Source organism: Pseudomonas kermanshahensis, from assembly GCF_014269205.2.
GTDB lineage: Bacteria > Pseudomonadota > Gammaproteobacteria > Pseudomonadales > Pseudomonadaceae > Aquipseudomonas > Aquipseudomonas kermanshahensis.
On sequence record NZ_JABWRY020000001.1, the window covers coordinates 765,792 to 782,864 of the forward strand.

The following is a 17,073-nucleotide window of genomic DNA, read 5'->3' on the forward strand; positions in this document are numbered from 1 at the left end:
GCCGTCGGGCCGCGCACGCGGCCCCGGCCTCAGTATCGAAGGTTTGCACCATGCGCTATATCAGCACCCGTGGCCAGGCACCGGCCCTGAATTTCGAAGATGTCCTGCTGGCTGGCCTGGCCAGCGACGGCGGCCTGTACGTCCCTGAAAACCTGCCGCGCTTCACCCAGGAAGAGATCGCTTCCTGGGCTGGCCTGCCGTATCACGAACTGGCCTTCCGCGTGATGCGCCCGTTCGTCGCCGGTAGCATCGCCGACGCCGACTTCAAAAAGATCCTCGAGGAAACCTACGGCGCGTTCACCCACGCCGCCGTGGCGCCGCTGCGCCAGTTGAACAGCAACGAGTGGGTGATGGAGCTGTTCCACGGCCCGACCCTGGCCTTCAAGGACTTTGCCCTGCAGCTGCTCGGCCGCCTGCTCGACCACGTGCTGGTCAAGCGCGGCGAGCGTGTGGTGATCGTCGGTGCCACCAGCGGTGACACCGGCTCCGCTGCCATCGAAGGTTGCCGCCGCTGCGACAACGTCGACATCTTCATCCTGCACCCGCACCAGCGCGTGTCGGAAGTACAGCGTCGGCAGATGACCACCATCTTCGGCGACAACATCCACAACATCGCCATCGAAGGCAACTTCGACGACTGCCAGGAGATGGTCAAGGCCAGCTTCGCCGACCAGTCGTTCCTCAAGGGCACCCGCCTGGTGGCCGTCAACTCGATCAACTGGGCGCGGATCATGGCCCAGATCGTCTACTACTTCCACGCAGCCCTGCAGTTGGGCGGCCCAGCCCGCTCGGTGGCGTTCTCGGTGCCCACCGGCAACTTCGGCGACATCTTCGCCGGTTACCTGGCACGCAACATGGGCCTGCCGATCAGCCAGCTGGTGGTCGCCACCAACCGTAACGACATCCTGCACCGCTTCATGAGCGGCAACCAGTACGTCAAGGAAACCCTGCACGCGACCCTGTCGCCGTCGATGGACATCATGGTGTCGTCCAACTTCGAGCGCCTGCTGTTCGACCTGCACGGCCGGAACGGTGCAGCCATTGCCGCGTTGATGGACAACTTCAAGCAGGGTGGCGGTTTCAGCGTTGACGAAGACCGCTGGACCGAAGCGCGCAAACTGTTCGACTCGCTGGCCGTCAGTGACGAGCAGACCTGCGAGACCATCGCCGAAGTGTTCGCCAGCACCGGCGAAGTGCTCGACCCGCATACCGCGATCGGCGTCAAGGCCGCCCGCGAGTGCCGTCGTAGCCTGGATACGCCGATGGTGGTGCTGGGTACCGCGCATCCGGTCAAGTTCCCGGAAGCCGTGGAGAAGGCAGGTGTTGGCAAGGCGCTGGAATTGCCTGCACACCTGGCCGATCTGTTCAGCCGCGAAGAGCGTTGCACGGTGCTGGCCAATGACCTGAAGGCCGTTCAGGGCTTTGTCAGCCAGCATGGTAACCGCGGTAAGCCGCTTTAATTGCGGTGATATCAAGGGCTGCTTAGCGGCCCTTGATTGTCTGGTTTTCCATCTGATATTTCGGATATTTCCTATTTAACCCTCTTGGGATGTTGCCTAGATTTGCCAGTCCTTCTTCCAGGAGTGGCTCATGTCCAGGCCTTATGTGCTGATTCACCAGGCACGCCCTTCCCATCAAATCCTCCTGCATCAGGCATTCAATGCCCAAGGCATCTTCAATGTGCGCATCACTGAAGAAGCCGCTGACCTGCACGCGTGCCTGAGCGCTAAGCGTTGCCCTGACTTGCTGATCCTCGATCACGCCATGCCCAAAAGGGCAGGGCTTGCGCTGTTGAAAAAACTTGCAGGTAGCCACGCCTTGCGCGCCTTGTTGTTCGTCGGCCAAGCCACACCCGAACAGCAGAACCTGGCCTTGGAGGCGAAGCGACGGGGGCTGTGGGTCATCGCCGAGCTGCCGTGGCCACTTTCCATGGCCCATCTGCAACGCGCACTTCAGCGCCTGGGCGGGCGTATTCAAACTGTCACCTGCGCCCCGCATGCTCACTGAAACAGCCGCAGCGTTTCGAACTTTGTGCTGCGCTTGTTGGTCAGTTTCTCCATAGCCCACCACGCAGCGAGTGATCCGGATGGAAAGAATCTGCAGACTGCTGAACGAAGCCCTGACCCCCTACCAGACGCACCTGGGCGTTGCCGATGCCAGTGGCAACCGCCAATTGACCGTCTTTGACAGCCTTGAAGGCATCACCCTGCAACGCACGGTGAGCCTGCGCCAGTTGCAGGAACAGCGCCTGCTCATTGACCTGGTAGATGGTTTGCACCGTGACCTGCAGATTGCCGAAGGCCGCTTGCAGCCCTGTGTGATTGCTGCCTTGCAACAGCGACAGCAAATGCCGGGAACCTTTGCCTGAATTGCTTATCAGACACAGTAAGGGCAGCTAGCCAGCGCATTGCTCCGGTGCTGGCAGGCTGTCACGGGAAGTCCCAAGGGACTTTCAATTAGCCCCGGGCGTCCTCCCCAGCGTTCCGGGGTTTCTTTTGTCTGCAGTACTAGGGTTGTTTGAAAAACTGCTTGCTCTGTTCCAGGTACGTTGCCTGCAACTCAGGGTCCAGCCACCGGGCATAGAGCCCTGGCAAGGTCTCTTGGCGTAGCGTGGGCAATAGCTGGTCGATATGCGCAACGGCCTCGCGACCCAGTGCCGAGTCTGAGCAGCCCACATGCAGAAACTGATAGCGGTTCACGCCCCGAACCGGATGAAACTGGTAGTCACCCAGTGACCCGCCTTGTTGCTGGATCAGGTAACGCACTTCTGGCCAATACCCCATCACCATGTGCAGGCGCCCCAGTTGTTGCATCTGCAACTGGTTGGCGGTGGCATCGTTGCCGTAGTGGCGGCTGAGTGCTGAGCCTGGCAATTGGCGCAGGATCTCGTCGATCTGCGTGCCATAGCTGCGCTCGGCGACGATGCCGAGCTTCAACGGGGTGTGGCTCATCAGCCCGGGCAGGTCGACCTCGTTGTCGGTGAGAAACGGCGCCAGCAGTGCCTCACCTGCCTTGCGCACCACCAGCCCCCCGCTCAACACCCCCAGCGACGGTATGGAAAAGTGCACGTACTCGGCACGCTCCGGCGTCCATAGCAAGGTCGGGTCGCAGGTAAAAGTGTTCGGGTCCTGAAGCATCTGGATACCGCGGGCACGGTTTACCCGGACGATACTGTGATCGTATTCGGGCATCTGCTCGATCAGCAGTGGCAGTAGGCGGTCAATGACCCCTTGGCCTTTCTCTGTCCCTTCAAAAATGGTGAAGGGCGGCAGGTCACGAACCAGCCACAACAAGCGCTCCTTGGCCGCCGCGTGCGGCACGGCCAGTGCAGGCAGCAGCGCGCACAGTAAAAGCAGGGTGCGTAACCCGTGGGCAGCTCGCATCGGCGGCGGCAGGCGTCAGACCGCGCCTGCTTCGCGCAGGCCGGCGATGGCGGCCGCGTCGTAGCCCAGGGCGGTGAGGAGTGCGTCAGTGTGTTCGCCCAGCGCAGGGCCGACCCACTCGGTGGAGCCGGGTGTTTCCGAAAGCTTGGGTACGATGCCTGGCATCTTGAAGGGTTTGCCGTCTGGCAGGCGCGCCTGCAGGAACATTTCCCGCGCCAGGTATTGCGGGTCGTTGAACATGTCCTCGGCAGAATAGATGCGGCTTGCAGGTACTTCGGCGGTGGTGAGCACCTGCATGAGCTGCTCAAGCGGCTGGCTGTTGGCCCAGCGGTCGATCACCCCATAGAGCTCGTCACGGCGCAGGTCGCGGCCATCGTTGGTGGCCAATGAAGGGTCTTCGGCCAAGTCGGCGCGGCCTATGGCCTGCATGAAACGCTTGAAGATCGCATCGCCATTGGCGCCGATCTGCACATGCTTGCCATCGGCACTGGTGTGGATGGAGGAGGGCGTGATGCCGGGCATGATATTGCCGGTGCGTTCGCGGATGAAACCGAAGACGTCGAATTCCGGGACCATGCTTTCCATCATGGCAAAGATCGCCTCGTACAGTGCCACGTCCACCACTTGGCCCTGGCCGCCGTTGACCTCGCGGTGCCGCAACGCCATCAAGGCCCCGATCACCCCCCACAGCGCGGCAATCGAATCACCGATGGAGATACCGGTGCGCACGGGCGGGCGGTCGTCAAAGCCGGTGATGTAGCGCAGGCCGCCCATGGACTCGCCCACTGCGCCAAAACCTGGCTGGTCTTTCATCGGCCCGGTCTGGCCGAAACCCGACAGGCGTACCATGACCAAGCGCGGGTTGAGCGCGTGCAGCACATCCCAGCCCAGGCCGAGCTTTTCCAGCACCCCGGGGCGGAAGTTCTCGATCAGGATATCGGCCTCGGCCAGCAGGCGCTTGAGGATCTCGCGGCCGTCCGGGTGCTTGAGGTTGAGGGTCAGTGACTGTTTGTTGCGTGCCTGCACGAACCACCACAGCGACGTGCCTTCGTACATCTTGCGCCATTTGCGCAGCGGGTCGCCGCCGTCGGGGGACTCGACCTTGATCACCTCGGCACCGAACTCGGCACAGATGCGCGACGCGAACGGGCCAGCGATCAGGGTCCCGAGTTCGATGACTTTCAGGCCGGCGAGGGGTTTGCTGGGCGTAGACATGGGGCATCCGTGGCAACTGGGCAGAGCCGTGGTTTTATCATAGCTCCGAAGCGGCAGATACTGCCGCGGCGCAACGAGGGGCAGGATCGGTTAGACTGTGTGACTTTTCTTTGCGCAAGAAGCCCGTCGACCATGGCCCAGCCGTCCACTACCTACAAATTCGAACTGAATCTGACTGACCTCGATCGCAACGTCTACCAAAGCGTCAAGCAGACCATTGCCCGTCACCCTTCGGAAACCGAAGAGCGTATGGCCGTTCGTCTGTTGGCCTACGCACTCTGGTACAACGAGCAATTGTCGTTTGGTCGTGGTCTGTCGGATGTCGACGAACCGGCGTTGTGGGAAAAGAGCCTGGACGATCGCGTCCTGCACTGGATCGAAGTCGGCCAACCGGATGCCGACCGCCTGACCTGGTGCTCCCGTCGCACCGAGCGCACCAGCCTGCTGGCCTACGGTAGCCTGCGGGTGTGGGAGAGCAAGGTGGTGCCTGCGGTCAAGGGCCTGAAGAACCTGAACATCGCTGCAGTGCCGCAGGAGGTGCTGGAAACCCTGGCCACCGACATGCCGCGCAGCATCAAGTGGGACGTGATGATCAGCGAAGGCACGGTGTTCGTCACCGATGACCGTGGCCAGCACGAAGTGCAGCTGGAGTGGCTGCTCGGTGAGCGTGGCTGACCTGACCCTTTCCTGATTGCCGAAGACCCCATGCGTATCGAACCTCGCCCCCTGCCGTCGACCTTGCCCTTGCTGGGTAACCTGCCACCCTTGTTGACCCGTCTGTATGCCGCCCGCGGCGTGCAGACCGAGGCCGAACTGGACAAAAGCCTGGCGCGGCTGTTGCCGTACCAGCAACTCAAAGGCATCGAGGCGGGGGTAGACCTGCTGGTCGAAGCCCTCGACCAGCGCCAGCGCATTCTTATCGTCGGCGACTTCGACGCCGACGGTGCCACTGCCAGCACCGTTGGCGTGCTGGGCCTGCGTTTGCTGGGCGCGGCGCACGTCGATTACCTGGTGCCCAACCGCTTCGAATTCGGCTATGGCCTGACGCCGGAGATCGTCGACGTCGCACTGCAGCGTCAGCCGCAGTTGCTGATCACCGTCGACAACGGCATCTCCAGTGTCGATGGCGTGGCGGCAGCCAAGGCGGCGGGGCTCAAGGTGCTGGTCACCGACCACCACTTGCCGGGCGAACAATTGCCCGACGCCGATGCGATCATCAACCCGAACCAGCCGGGCTGTGACTTCCCTAGCAAGTCGCTGGCCGGGGTCGGGGTGATCTTCTATGTGCTCATGGCCTTGCGCGCACGCCTGCGCAGCTTGGGGCGCTACGACACGCAAGCACAGCCGAACATCGGCGAGCTGCTCGACCTGGTGGCGCTGGGCAGCGTCGCCGACGTGGTGCCGCTGGACGCCAACAACCGCATCCTGGTGCACCAGGGCCTCGAACGCATTCGCGCCGGCCGCGCTCGGCCAGGGCTCAAGGCGATTCTTGAGGTGGCCCGCCGTGATCACCGGCGCATCACCTCCACCGACCTGGGCTTCATTCTTGGCCCGCGCTTGAACGCGGCTGGGCGCTTGGACGACATGAGCCTGGGCATCGAATGCCTGCTGTGCGAAGACGCCGCCCTGGCCCAGGAAATGGCCCAGCAGCTGGACGACCTCAACCAGGACCGCAAGTCAATCGAGCAGGGCATGCAGCGCGAGGCGCTGGCCCAGCTCAAGGACCTGCCCGTCGAATCGATGCCGTACGGCTTGTGCCTGTTCGATGCCGACTGGCACCAAGGCGTGATCGGGATCCTTGCCTCACGCTTGAAGGAACGTTATCACCGGCCGACCATTGCCTTTGCCGATGCCGGCGACGGCATGCTCAAGGGCTCGGCACGTTCGGTGCCGGGTTTTCACATCCGCGATGCGCTGGATGCGGTGGCGGCGCGCCATCCGCAGTTGATCAGCAAATTCGGCGGGCACGCCATGGCCGCCGGGTTGTCGTTGCCTGAAGGCAACTTCCCGGCATTCGCCGAGGCGTTTGACCAGGAAGTGCGGCGCCAGCTGCGCGAAGAAGACCTTACCGGCCGGCTTCTGTCGGATGGCAGCCTGGCCGTGGAAGAGTTTCACCTCGACCTGGCCAAGGCCCTGCGCCACGCCGGGCCATGGGGGCAGCACTTCCCAGAGCCGTTGTTCCATGGTGTGTTTCAGCTGGTCGAGCAGCGAGTGGTCGGCGAGCGGCACCTGAAAGTGGTGCTCAAGAGCGAATGTGGCTCGGTGAAGCTTGATGGCATTGCCTTCGGCGTCGACCGCGAGGTGTGGCCGAACCCTACCGTGCGTTGGGTGGAGCTGGCGTACAAGCTGGATGTGAACGAGTTTCGCGGTAATGAGAGCGTGCAGTTGATGATTGCCCACATGGAGCCGCGCTGACGGTTTCAAGGTGATTGGCTTGGGTGTTGTGGTGCGGCGGATATCGAGCGCCGCCCGCGCGGCGCTTCGCAGCACAAGGCTGCTCCTACATTTGTTTCGGGCCAGTCACTTCTGTGAGATCACCTCTGTTCGCCTTGTCTGCCCCGTCGATATCGAAGGGGCATCGCTGTTTTTAATCAATCTCCAGCCATCCACCTAGGGTGCGCGCGCCTATAGCACAGGAATAATTGGCCCGAAACAGATGTGGGAGCAGCCTTGTGCTGCGAAGCGCCGCGCGGGCGGCGCTCGATCTCATAGGCGCTGCAAACCTGCCGGCATACACCTGGAGGCCTTGCCTCATCAAACCAAACACCCAGCATTCCACCCCAAATCCCATGGACCCCCCCCCACCCATTCTGGTCTAGTCTGAAGTTATGACCGGACCTGGGCCAGGGACGTGCAATTGAGTGTCCGGGCCGGATCACCATTGGAGTCCTTGGGAGGTGCCCTCATGAGCCTGCTGCTCGAGCCTTACACCCTGCGTAAGCTGACGTTGCCCAACCGCATCGCGGTTTCGCCGATGTGCCAGTATTCCGCTGTCGATGGCTTGGCCAACGACTGGCATCTTGTCCATTTGGGTAGCCGCGCCGTCGGTGGTGCGGGCCTGGTCATTACCGAAGCGACCGCCGTCACCCCTGACGGCCGTATCACCGCCGAAGACCTCGGCCTGTGGCATGACGAACAGATTGCCCCGCTGCAGCGCATCACCCGTTTTATTACCGCCCAAGGCGCCGTGCCTGGGGTGCAACTTGCCCACGCTGGGCGTAAGGCCAGCACGCACCGGCCCTGGTTAGGCAAGCATGGCAGCCTGAAGGCCGAGGATGGTGGCTGGCAGCCGGTCGGGCCGTCGAAGATCGCTTTCGACCCTGAACATGCAGTGCCTCACGAGCTGTCGGAAGGGGAGATCGCCGGTATCGTCCAGGCTTTCGCCGATGCCGCTCGACGCGCGCTGACGGCGGGGTTCAAAGTGGTCGAGGTGCATGCCGCCCATGGCTATTTGCTGCATCAGTTTCTCTCGCCACTGAGTAACCAGCGGCGTGACAAGTACGGCAGCTGCTTTGAAAACCGCATCCGCCTGACCCTCGACGTCACCCAGGCGGTGCGTGATGTCTGGCCGGACGATTTGCCAGTGTTCGTGCGGGTCTCGGCGACCGATTGGGTCGAAGACGGCTGGAACCCTGACGAAACCGTCGAGTTGGCACGGCGCCTGCGCTCGCTAGGCGTCGACCTTATCGATGTTTCATCCGGCGGCACGTCGGTCAACGCCGAGATCCCGACCGGCCCAGGCTACCAGACCCGCTTCGCCGAGCGCGTGCGCAAAGAGTCGGAAATCGCCACCGGCACTGTGGGCATGATCACCGAGCCGGCCCAGGCCGAGCACATCCTGCGTACCGGCCAGGCGGACGTCATCTTCCTGGCCCGCGAACTGCTGCGCGACCCTTACTGGCCGCTGCATGCCGACGATGACCTGGGCGGCAACAAGGCCACCTGGCCGGCGCAGTATCAACGGGCTACCAGCCGGGCTAACCCGATTCATGAGTCGGATTTGCGGGATTAGACTGAGTGGTTTGCGGGTGTCTGGCTTTGGGTGTAAGGGGGTGCTGACATCGAGCGCCGCCCGCGCGGCGCTTCGCAGCACAAGGCTGCTCCTACATTTATTTCGGGCCAATTATTCCTGCCATGGGCGCGCGGCTCCTTGGCGCCCGCCTTGATATCGAGACGTACAAACAAGGTGGTCGCGCGCGCAGGCACAGGCGTGACTGGCCCGAAACAGATGTAGGAGCAGCCTTGTGCTGCGAAGCGCCGCGCGGGCGGCGCTCGATCTCGAGGCGCTACAAATCCACTGACAAGCCCCAACTCAATGCTTGATCATCACATGCCGCACACAGGTGTAGTCCTCCAGCCCATACACCGACATATCCTTCCCATACCCCGAATGCTTCTGCCCGCCATGGGGCATTTCGCTGACCAGCATGAAGTGGGTATTCACCCAGGTGCAGCCGTACTGCAAGCGCGCCGCCAGGCGATGGGCGCGGCCGGTGTCGCGGGTCCACACCGATGATGCCAGGCCGTAGTTGGAGTCGTTGGCCCACGCCAGCGCCTGCGCCTCGTCGGTGAAGCGGGTCACCGAGACCACTGGGCCAAATACCTCATTGCGCACGATCTCGTCATCCTGCAGAGCATCGGCCAGTACGGTTGGCTCGAAGAAGAAGCCGTCGCCCTCGATCGCCTTGCCACCGGTCACCAGGCGAATGTGCGGTTGGGCGATAGCCCGCTCCACAAGGCCTGCGACCTTGTCGCGGTGCTGGGCACTGATCAGCGGCCCCAGTTCCGTGTCCTCGGCGTCCTGCAGGCCGGGCTTGAGGCTGGCCACCGCTTCGCCCAGGCGTTGCACGAATGGCTCGTAGATGCCGTCCTGCACATACAGGCGGCAAGCCGCGGTGCAGTCCTGGCCGGCGTTGTAGAAGCCGAACGTGCGGATACCCTCGATGGCGGCGTCAATGTCGGCATCGTCGAACACCAGCACCGGCGCCTTGCCGCCCAGCTCCATGTGCATGCGCTTCACACTGTCGGCGGTGGCGCTGATGATGTGCGCGCCGGTGGGGATCGAACCGGTCAGCGACACCATGCGCACGTTCGGGTGGGTGACCAGCGGCGTGCCGACGGTTTGGCCACGGCCGAAGAGGATGTTGAGCACGCCAGGCGGCAGCAGGCCCTGCGCCAGTTCGCCCAGGCGCAGTGCGGTGAGCGGCGTCAGTTCGGACGGTTTGATCACTACGGTGTTGCCGGCTGCCAGGGCCGGCGCGACCTTCCAGGCCAACATCATCAGCGGGTAGTTCCACGGTGCGATCGAGGCGACCACGCCCAGTGGGTCGCGGCGGATCATCGAGGTGTGCCCTGGCAAGTACTCGCCGGCCGCCGAGCCGCCCAGGCAGCGCGCCGCCCCGGCGAAAAAGCGGAACACGTCGGCAATCGCCGGGATTTCGTCATTCAGCGCAGCACTGAAGGGCTTGCCGCAGTTTTGCGATTCGAGCCGGGCCAGTTCCTCGCCATGCTGCTCGATGGTATCGGCCAGCGCCAGCAATGCCAGGGAGCGGTCCTTGGGGCTGGCTTGTGACCAGCCCTCGAAGGCCTGGTCGGCGGCACGCACGGCGCTGTCGACCTGCGCTTCGCTGGCTTCGTTGATTTGCGCCAGGGCGCTGCCCGAGGCGGGGTTGAGCACCGTCCAGGCCGGCCCCTCGCCGGCGACCAGGTGGCCGTTGATCAGCATCTGCGTTTGCATGGAAGACTCCTCCAGGGTCATTTGCCACTGCCCGCGACGCTTTCGCCGCCGCGGGTCAGGTAATAGGCGCCGAGGATCGGCAGCATGGTCACCAGCATCACCAGCATGGCGACCACATTGGTCACGGGCACGTCGCGCGGGCGGCTGAGCTGGTTGAGCAACCAGATCGGCAGCGTGCGTTCGTGCCCTGCGGTAAAGGTGGTCACGATGATTTCGTCGAACGACAAAGCGAAGGCCAGCATGCCACCTGCCAGCAGCGCCGAGCCGAGGTTGGGCAGGATGATGTAGCGGAAGGTCTGCCAGCCATCCGCGCCCAGGTCCATCGAGGCTTCGATCAGGCTTTGCGAGGTCCGCCGCAGGCGGGCGATGACGTTGTTGTAGACGATCACCACGCAGAAGGTCGCGTGGCCGACCACGATGGTGAACAGGCCAGGTTCGATGCCCAGGCTCTTGAACGCGGAGAGCAGGGCGATACCGGTGATGATGCCGGGCAGGGCAATCGGCAAAATCAGCATCAGCGAGATGCCCTCCTTGCCAAAAAAGCTGCGCCGGTACAGCGCCGCCGAGGCCAGGGTGCCGAGCACCAGGGCAATCAGTGTGGCCAGGCAGGCAACCTGCAGCGACAGCTTGATGGCTTCGAGCACATCCGGGCGAGCGAAGGCCACGCTGAACCACTTCAGGGTAAAGCCCTGGGGCGGGAAGCTGAACGCCGCGTCTTCGGTGTTGAAGGCATAGAGGACGATGATCAGGATCGGGAAGTGCAGGAACAGCAACCCGCCCCAGGCCGCCAGGCGCAAGCCGGTTGATGCGTTTTCAGAGTGCATCGAATGCCCCCAGGCGCTTGACGATGGACAAGTAGACCGCGATCAGCACGATAGGCACCAAGGTAAACGCGGCGGCCATTGGCATGTTGCCGATCGCCCCTTGTTGGGCATAGACCATGCTGCCGATGAAGTAACCGGGCGGGCCGATCAGCTGCGGCACGATGAAGTCGCCCAGGGTCAGGGAGAAGGTGAAGATTGACCCTGCGGCAATGCCCGGGATCGACAGCGGCAAAATCACCTGCCAGAAGGTTTGCCTGGGCCTGGCCCCCAGGTCCGCCGACGCTTGCAGCAAGGACGGCGGCAAGCGCTCCAGCGAGGCCTGAATCGGCAGGATCATGAACGGCAGCCAGATGTACACGAACACCATGAAGCGCCCCAGGTGCGAGGTCGACAGGGTACTGCCGCCAACGCCAGGCACTGTCAGCACCGCCTGCAGCAGGCCGTCCAGGTGCAGCACCTGGACGAACCATTGGGCCACGCCGCCTTTGGCCAGCAGCAAGGTCCAGGCGTAAGTCTTGACGATGTAGCTGGCCCACATCGGCATCATCACCGCGATGTAGAAAAATGCCTTGGTCTTGCCGCTGGTGTAGCGCGCCATGTAGTAGGCGATCGGGAAGGCCAGCACCGCGCTGGCCAGCGAGACTGCCACTGCCATGCCCAAGGTGCGCAGGATGATGTCGAAGTTCGACGGGTTGAACAGCGCCGCGAAATTGCCCAGGGTCAGGTCCGGGGTCACCGCCATGGTGAAGTCGTCGAAGGTATAGAACCCCTGCCACAGCAGGTTCAGCAACGAGCCCAGGTAGATCGCCCCGAACCAGGTCAGTGGCGGGATCAACAGCAGCATCAGGTAGAGGTTGGGGCGCCGGTATAACAGGTTAGAGAACCTGCGCAGCGGGCTTGGGTTGGCGCGCGGGGCGTTCATCTCAGCGGCCCTCGTCGAGCACGGTTTCCTGCAGCGCCGTCATCGCTTCACGGGGCCAGCGCGCCAGCACCCGCTGGCCGGCCTGCCAGGTGGGCGGCTGTGCCTGCCAGCGGTCGTTGGCCTGGCTTACTGTCAGCAGCTGGCCGCTGTCCAACTGCAGCTCGAAGCGGGTCGCGCTGCCTTGATACTGCACGTCGTGCAACAGGCCGCTGACTTGCACTTCATGGCTGGCAGCGGCTTGTTCGCCCAGGCGGATATGCTCGGGGCGGATGGAAAACGGCGCGGGGCTGCCATTGAGCTGCTCGGCCAACGCGCCGCGCACCACGTTCGAGGTGCCGACGAACTCGGCGACGAAGGTAGTGGCCGGCTTCATGTACAGGTTGCGCGGGGTGTCGACCTGTTCGATGCGGCCGCGGTTGAACACCGCGACCCGGTCGGACATCGACAGCGCTTCGGTCTGGTCGTGGGTGACGAAGATGAAGGTGATCCCCAGCTGGCGCTGGAGTTTTTTCAGTTCGCCCTGCATCTGCTCACGCAGCTTCAGGTCCAGTGCACCTAGCGGTTCGTCGAGCAACAGCACCCGTGGGCGGTTGACCAGGGCGCGGGCGAGGGCGACGCGCTGTCGCTGGCCGCCGGACAGCTGCGCCGGTTTGCGCGCACCGTAACCGGCCAGCGCCACCATCGCCAAGGCCTCTTCAGCGCGGGCGTGGCGCTCGGCCTTGGCCACGCCTTTGACCTTGAGGCCGTAGGCGATGTTGTCGCGCACGTTCATGTGCGGGAACAGTGCGTAGTCCTGGAACACGGTGTTGACGTCGCGTTGGTAGGGCGGCACGCCTGCAGCTTCGACGCCATGGATGCGGATCGAGCCAGTGTTGGGTTGTTCGAAGCCTGCGATCAGGCGCAGGCAGGTGGTCTTGCCCGAGCCGGAAGGGCCGAGCATGGAAAAGAACTCGCCATCTTCGATGTCGATGCTGACCTGGTCGACGGCCTTGACCTCGCCGAAGGTGCGTGAAACGTGGGTGAACTGGACGGCTAGGGGCATGGGCGGTACTCAGCTGTGCTTGTAGTGCCTGCACCGGCCCTTTCGCGGGGCAAGCCCGCAGGGGCCATAGCGACGCTGCCCTTGTGGGAGCGGGCTTGCCCCGCGAAAGGGCCGGGACAGGCTCATTCGACCTTAGCGTCCACCCATGATCGCAATGTAATCCTGCGTCCAACGGCTGTACGGCACGAACTTGCCACCCTGGGCCTGCGGGGTCTTCCAGAAGGCGATCTTGTCGAAGTTGTCGAAGCCATTGGTTTTGCACCCTTCGGCGCCCAGCAGTTCGCTGCCGGTGCAGGCTGCAGGCACTGCCGGCAACGAGCCGAACCAGGCAGCCACATCACCTTGCACCTTCGGTTGCAGCGACCAGTCCATCCATTTGTAGGCACAGTTGGGGTGCTTGGCCTCGCTGTGCAGCATGGTGGTGTCGGCCCAGCCCGTGGCGCCTTCTTTCGGAATGGTCGAGGCCACCGGCTGCTTCTCCGCTTTCAGGCCGTTGACCATGTAGCCCCAGGAGCTGGACGCGGCCACGCCTTCGTTCTTCACATCGCTCATCTGCACCGTGGCGTCATGCCAGTAGCGGTGAATCAGCGGCTGTTGCTGGCGCAACAGTTCGAGCACCGCTTTGTACTGGGTCTCGTTCAGTTCGTAGGGGTCCTGGATGCCCAGTTCCGGCTTGGCCGACTTCAGGTACAGCGCCGCATCGGCGATGTAGATCGGCCCGTCGTAGGCTTGCACGCGGCCTTTGTTCGGCTTGCCGTCGGGCAGGTTTTGCGGTTCGAAGACCACGCCCCAGCTGGTCGGCGGCTGCTTGAATACCGTGGTGCTGTACAGCAGCACGTTCGGCCCCCATTGGTACGGGGTGCCGTAGGCTTGCTTGTCGACCACGTACCAGCCGCCGTTTTGCAGGCGCGGGTCGATGTTTTTCCAGTTGGGGATCAGCGCGGTGTTGATCGGCTGTACCCGCTTGCCGGCGATCAGCCGCAGCGACGCGTCGCCCGAGGCGGTGACCAGGTCGTAGCCACCCTTGGTCATCAGGCTGACCATTTCGTCCGAGGTGGCGGCGGTCTTGACGCTGACCTTGCAGCCGGTTTCCTTTTCAAAGCCAGTGACCCAATCGTAGGCCTTGTCGCTTTCACCGCGCTCAATGTAGCCGGGCCAGGCGACGATATCCAGGCGCCCTTCGCCGGCTCCCAGGGCGTTGAGCGGTTCGGCGGCCTGCAGGCTGGCGCTGGCGAACAACGCGCCCGTCATGGCGCCGAGCAATGCGGTCTTGTGCGCTGACATGGTGTTCCCTCTTCTTGGAGATCTGGGTCGGGGCAGTCATCAAGCAAGCAGTGGAGCAATTGTTATAAGCGTAGTGCGATTGCGCGAGGTATTGGCGATATCGAGTCTAGTTGGCTTTTTGCTGGCCAATGCAACATCCGGAAGCAAATCCCCCCGTGGCGATCGCGTGGGCAAGGCTTAATCTGGCCATTCTTTTGCGACGTCTGGAGGTACCTGAATGAACACCCGCGGACTGCTCGACCAACTGCTCAAGTCCGGCCAGCAACTGCTCGAAAAACAGGCCGGTAAAGGCGGCTCAGGCAAGCCTGGCACCAGCGCCGGTGGCCTTGGCGGCCTGCTCTCCGGCGTGGGTGGCGGCGCGTTGGGGGCAGGGGCGCTGGGCCTGTTGCTGGGTAGCAAGAAGGCCCGCAAATATGGCGGCAAAGCCCTGACCTACGGTGGCCTGGCTGCGCTCGGGGTGCTGGCCTACAAGGCCTACGGCAACTGGCAGGCGCGCCAGCCGGGGGCAGGGCAGGCGCCCGAGCCGCAAACCCTCGACCGCCTGCCACCGGCCCAGGCCGAGCAGCACAGCCAGGCGGTGCTGCGCGCACTGGTGGCAGCGGCCAAGTCCGATGGCCATATCGATGAGCGCGAGCGCGCCTTGATCGAAGGCGAGTTCACCCGCCTGGACACGGACCGCGAACTGCAACATTGGCTGCACGACGAGCTGAACAAACCGCTGGACCCGGCCGAAGTGGCGCGTGCTGCGCAAACACCGGAAATGGCCGCCGAGATGTACCTGGCCAGTGTCATGATGGTCGATCAGGAAAACTTCATGGAGCGCGCCTACCTGGACGAACTCGCCCGGCAGCTGCGCCTGGACCCGGCATTGCGCCAGGAACTGGAGAGCCAGGTGCGGCTCGCCGCAGGCCAATAGCAGGCGACTTGGCTTGTCCATCAGGCAAGGATGCCTGAATACCCGCATTTCAGCCGCAAAAGCGTAGGATGCCTGGGCTATACTTCGGCGATTTTTCCCGCTCGTTGTGAATTCCTGAGGGCTGAATGTGAAGAACTGGACCTTGCGCCAACGGATCCTGGCAAGTTTCGCCGTGATCATCGCCATCATGCTGCTGATGATCGTAGCCGCCTACTCGCGGCTGGTGGCGATCGAAAGTGCCGAGGAGGCAGTGGGGACCGACAGCATCCCCGGGGTCTACTACAGCTCGATGATCCGCAGTGCCTGGGTCGACAGCTACGTCACCAGCCAGCAACTGGTAGGGCTGTCCAACCACCGCGAAATCACCTCGGCGGATATGGAACTGTTCAAGAGCTTCGAGGACCGCCTCAAGCAACACATGGCCAGTTACCAGAACACCATCAAGGACAGCGACGACCAGGCCCGCTTCGACAGCTTCGTGGAGCTGGAACAGAACTACATCAAGATCGTCGGCCAGGTGCTGGACACCTACCGCCAGCACAACTATGCCGAAGCTGAACGGCTTATCATCGAGGTACTCACCCCCACATGGGTTGATGGTCGCAAGCACCTGAACGAAGTCATCGAGAACAACCGAGCTTCGGCCGACGCTGCCACTCAAGATATCGTCAGCGCCGTGAGCACGGCCAAGGGCAGCATGATGGTTTCGCTGCTGCTGGCAATCGTTGCCGCCGGGATCTGCGGGTTGCTACTGATGCGCGCCATCAGCGCCCCCATGCAGCGCATCGTCCACGCCCTCGACAGGCTGCGTTCAGGCGACCTGAGCATGCGCCTGAGCCTGGACCGCAAGGACGAGTTCGGCGCCATTGAAAGCGGCTTCAACGAAATGGCCGAGGCGCTGGCCAACCTGGTGTCCCAGGCCCAGCGGTCATCGGTGCAGGTGACCACCTCGGTGACCGAGATCGCCGCCACGTCCAAGCAGCAGCAGGCTACCGCCACCGAGACTGCCGCGACCACCACCGAAATCGGCGCCACCTCGCGGGAAATCGCCGCCACCTCGCGTGACTTGGTACGCACCATGACCGAGGTCACCTCTGCCGCCGATCAGGCCTCCAGCCTGGCCGGCTCCGGCCAGCAAGGCTTGGCCCGCATGGAAGAAACCATGCACCAGGTGATGGGCGCCGCCGACCTGGTCAATGCCAAGCTCGGCATCCTCAACGAAAAGGCCAGCAACATCACCCAGATGGTGGTGACCATCGTCAAGGTGGCCGACCAGACCAACCTGTTGTCGCTCAATGCCGCCATCGAAGCGGAAAAAGCCGGCGAATATGGCCGTGGCTTCGCCGTGGTGGCGACCGAGGTACGCCGCCTGGCTGACCAGACGGCCGTGGCCACCTACGACATCGAGCAGATGGTGCGCGAAATCCAGTCGGCGGTGTCGGCCGGGGTCATGGGCATGGACAAGTTCTCTGAAGAAGTGCGCCGCGGCATGTTCGAGGTGCAGCAAGTGGGCGAGCAGCTCAGCCAGATCATCCATCAGGTGCAGGCCCTGGCGCCGCGTGTGCTGATGGTCAACGAGGGCATGCAGGCCCAGGCCACCGGCGCCGAGCAGATCAACCAGGCGTTGGCCCAACTGAGCGATGCCAGTACCCAGACGGTCGAGTCGCTGCGCCAGGCCAGTTTTGCCATTGACGAGCTCAGCCAGGTGGCAGCAGGCCTGCGTGGCGGCGTGTCGCGCTTCAAAGTCTGA

At 63.3% G+C, this 17,073-nt stretch carries 15 protein-coding genes; 8 read left to right on the forward strand and 7 right to left on the reverse strand.

What is annotated here, in order from left to right; genetic code table 11:
* Positions 1-50: 50 nt before the first annotated feature.
* The 3 genes from thrC to HU764_RS03555 all read left to right on the forward strand — a co-directional run bounded on the left by thrC (position 51) and on the right by HU764_RS03555 (position 2,368).
* Positions 51-1,460 carry a threonine synthase gene (gene thrC, locus HU764_RS03545; RefSeq protein WP_186702942.1) on the forward strand — a complete coding sequence of 470 codons (1,410 nt, stop codon included), beginning with the start codon at positions 51-53 and terminating at the stop codon, positions 1,458-1,460.
* A 130-nt stretch (positions 1,461-1,590) separates the two neighbouring features.
* On the forward strand, positions 1,591-2,007 hold the full coding sequence (locus tag HU764_RS03550) for a response regulator (RefSeq protein ID WP_186702943.1): 417 nt from the start codon (positions 1,591-1,593) through the stop codon (positions 2,005-2,007).
* A 79-nt stretch (positions 2,008-2,086) separates the two neighbouring features.
* Positions 2,087-2,368, forward strand: a complete 282-nt coding sequence (locus tag HU764_RS03555) for a DUF3509 domain-containing protein (protein ID WP_027595730.1) — start codon at positions 2,087-2,089, stop codon at positions 2,366-2,368.
* A gap of 139 nt (positions 2,369-2,507) precedes the next feature.
* On the opposite strand, the gene HU764_RS03560 is transcribed toward HU764_RS03555, so the two are convergent.
* Together HU764_RS03560 and HU764_RS03565 are read right to left on the reverse strand one after the other, a co-directional pair.
* Entirely contained in the window at positions 2,508-3,383 is an 876-nt protein-coding gene (locus HU764_RS03560; protein ID WP_186675853.1) for a TIGR02285 family protein, read from the reverse strand.
* A 15-nt stretch (positions 3,384-3,398) separates the two neighbouring features.
* A complete protein-coding gene (locus tag HU764_RS03565) occupies positions 3,399-4,598 on the reverse strand; it encodes a CaiB/BaiF CoA transferase family protein (protein WP_085272722.1) in 1,200 nt (399 codons plus the stop codon).
* A 132-nt stretch (positions 4,599-4,730) separates the two neighbouring features.
* On the opposite strand from HU764_RS03565, the gene HU764_RS03570 reads away from it, so the two are divergent.
* The 3 genes from HU764_RS03570 to HU764_RS03580 all read left to right on the forward strand — a co-directional run bounded on the left by HU764_RS03570 (position 4,731) and on the right by HU764_RS03580 (position 8,610).
* Complete coding sequence (locus HU764_RS03570; protein ID WP_186675856.1) at positions 4,731-5,273, forward strand: YaeQ family protein; 543 nt, start codon at positions 4,731-4,733, stop codon at positions 5,271-5,273.
* A gap of 30 nt (positions 5,274-5,303) precedes the next feature.
* Positions 5,304-7,013, forward strand: coding sequence for a single-stranded-DNA-specific exonuclease RecJ (gene recJ / locus HU764_RS03575; RefSeq protein ID WP_186702944.1), 1,710 nt, complete (start codon positions 5,304-5,306; stop codon positions 7,011-7,013).
* Between the two features lie 490 nt (positions 7,014-7,503).
* Positions 7,504-8,610 (forward strand): NADH:flavin oxidoreductase/NADH oxidase, encoded by a 1,107-nt coding sequence (locus tag HU764_RS03580; RefSeq protein WP_186702945.1) that lies wholly within the window; start codon positions 7,504-7,506, stop codon positions 8,608-8,610.
* Positions 8,611-8,910: 300 nt separating this feature from the next.
* Here HU764_RS03580 and HU764_RS03585 read toward each other — a convergent pair whose 3' ends face one another.
* The 5 genes from HU764_RS03585 to ydcS all read right to left on the reverse strand — a co-directional run bounded on the left by HU764_RS03585 (position 8,911) and on the right by ydcS (position 14,407).
* Complete coding sequence (locus HU764_RS03585; RefSeq protein WP_085272723.1) at positions 8,911-10,335, reverse strand: gamma-aminobutyraldehyde dehydrogenase; 1,425 nt, start codon at positions 10,333-10,335, stop codon at positions 8,911-8,913.
* Positions 10,336-10,352: 17 nt separating this feature from the next.
* Entirely contained in the window at positions 10,353-11,159 is an 807-nt protein-coding gene (locus HU764_RS03590) for an ABC transporter permease (protein WP_027595737.1), read from the reverse strand.
* The gene (locus HU764_RS03595) at positions 11,149-12,081 is read right to left on the reverse strand and encodes an ABC transporter permease (RefSeq protein WP_099428464.1); all 933 of its coding nucleotides are present in this window, start codon (positions 12,079-12,081) and stop codon (positions 11,149-11,151) included. Before HU764_RS03595 ends, HU764_RS03590 begins: the two co-directional genes overlap by 11 nt.
* A 1-nt stretch (position 12,082) precedes the next feature.
* Positions 12,083-13,123, reverse strand: a complete 1,041-nt coding sequence (locus HU764_RS03600; protein ID WP_027595739.1) for an ABC transporter ATP-binding protein — start codon at positions 13,121-13,123, stop codon at positions 12,083-12,085.
* A gap of 132 nt (positions 13,124-13,255) precedes the next feature.
* Positions 13,256-14,407 carry a putative ABC transporter substrate-binding protein YdcS gene (gene ydcS, locus HU764_RS03605; protein WP_186675881.1) on the reverse strand — a complete coding sequence of 384 codons (1,152 nt, stop codon included), beginning with the start codon at positions 14,405-14,407 and terminating at the stop codon, positions 13,256-13,258.
* A 217-nt stretch (positions 14,408-14,624) separates the two neighbouring features.
* On the opposite strand from ydcS, the gene HU764_RS03610 reads away from it, so the two are divergent.
* On the forward strand, positions 14,625-15,323 hold the full coding sequence (locus HU764_RS03610) for a tellurite resistance TerB family protein (RefSeq protein WP_085272725.1): 699 nt from the start codon (positions 14,625-14,627) through the stop codon (positions 15,321-15,323).
* 127 nt (positions 15,324-15,450) lie between these two features.
* Positions 15,451-17,073: a methyl-accepting chemotaxis protein gene (locus tag HU764_RS03615; RefSeq protein WP_186675885.1), complete on the forward strand. Its 1,623-nt coding sequence runs from the start codon at positions 15,451-15,453 to the stop codon at positions 17,071-17,073.

What these genes read in the sequence shown, in the direction of transcription:
- HU764_RS03590 (WP_027595737.1), bottom strand. Translation starts at nt 11,159, where the DNA reads ATGCACTCTGAAAACGCATCAACCGGCTTGCGCCTGGCGGCCTGGGGC.
- recJ (WP_186702944.1), top strand. Translation starts at nt 5,304, where the DNA reads ATGCGTATCGAACCTCGCCCCCTGCCGTCGACCTTGCCCTTGCTGGGT.
- HU764_RS03595 (WP_099428464.1), bottom strand. Translation starts at nt 12,081, where the DNA reads ATGAACGCCCCGCGCGCCAACCCAAGCCCGCTGCGCAGGTTCTCTAAC.
- HU764_RS03565 (WP_085272722.1), bottom strand. Translation starts at nt 4,598, where the DNA reads ATGTCTACGCCCAGCAAACCCCTCGCCGGCCTGAAAGTCATCGAACTC.
- ydcS (WP_186675881.1), bottom strand. Translation starts at nt 14,407, where the DNA reads ATGTCAGCGCACAAGACCGCATTGCTCGGCGCCATGACGGGCGCGTTG.
- HU764_RS03585 (WP_085272723.1), bottom strand. Translation starts at nt 10,335, where the DNA reads ATGCAAACGCAGATGCTGATCAACGGCCACCTGGTCGCCGGCGAGGGG.
- HU764_RS03570 (WP_186675856.1), top strand. Translation starts at nt 4,731, where the DNA reads ATGGCCCAGCCGTCCACTACCTACAAATTCGAACTGAATCTGACTGAC.
- HU764_RS03550 (WP_186702943.1), top strand. Translation starts at nt 1,591, where the DNA reads ATGTCCAGGCCTTATGTGCTGATTCACCAGGCACGCCCTTCCCATCAA.
- HU764_RS03580 (WP_186702945.1), top strand. Translation starts at nt 7,504, where the DNA reads ATGAGCCTGCTGCTCGAGCCTTACACCCTGCGTAAGCTGACGTTGCCC.
- HU764_RS03600 (WP_027595739.1), bottom strand. Translation starts at nt 13,123, where the DNA reads ATGCCCCTAGCCGTCCAGTTCACCCACGTTTCACGCACCTTCGGCGAG.
- thrC (WP_186702942.1), top strand. Translation starts at nt 51, where the DNA reads ATGCGCTATATCAGCACCCGTGGCCAGGCACCGGCCCTGAATTTCGAA.
- HU764_RS03610 (WP_085272725.1), top strand. Translation starts at nt 14,625, where the DNA reads ATGAACACCCGCGGACTGCTCGACCAACTGCTCAAGTCCGGCCAGCAA.
- HU764_RS03555 (WP_027595730.1), top strand. Translation starts at nt 2,087, where the DNA reads ATGGAAAGAATCTGCAGACTGCTGAACGAAGCCCTGACCCCCTACCAG.
- HU764_RS03560 (WP_186675853.1), bottom strand. Translation starts at nt 3,383, where the DNA reads ATGCGAGCTGCCCACGGGTTACGCACCCTGCTTTTACTGTGCGCGCTG.